Raw genomic sequence first — 232 nt, 5'->3', positions numbered from 1 at the left:
TCTCCCCCCCTGTCCAGAGGACCCTGTTACGACGCATCAAGCCCGCCAAGAGCCAGCAGCAATCCGCCGCACCGGCCCCCGCCATCCCCACCGTCGCCCGTCGCCGCGACTGGTGGCGGGACGCGGTGATCTACCAGGTCTATCCGCGCAGCTTCCCCGACAGCAACGGCGACGGGGTGGGTGATCTGGAGGGCGTGCGTGCCAGGCTCCCGTACCTGCGCGACCTCCGGGG

1 pseudogene is annotated in these 232 nt (G+C 71.1%); it reads left to right on the top strand.

The features are described 5' to 3' along the window. Positions 1-23: 23 nt before the first annotated feature. Positions 24-232: pseudogene (locus tag KVT45_RS55830) on the top strand (alpha-glucosidase); the annotation flags it as partial.

It is taken from the genome of Streptomyces sp. GbtcB6 (assembly GCF_019091475.1).
Classification (GTDB): Bacteria; Actinomycetota; Actinomycetes; order Streptomycetales; family Streptomycetaceae; genus Streptomyces; species Streptomyces hyaluromycini.
The sequence above is the reverse complement of the archived record's forward strand: the minus strand, read 5'-3'. Positions and strand labels throughout refer to the sequence as shown.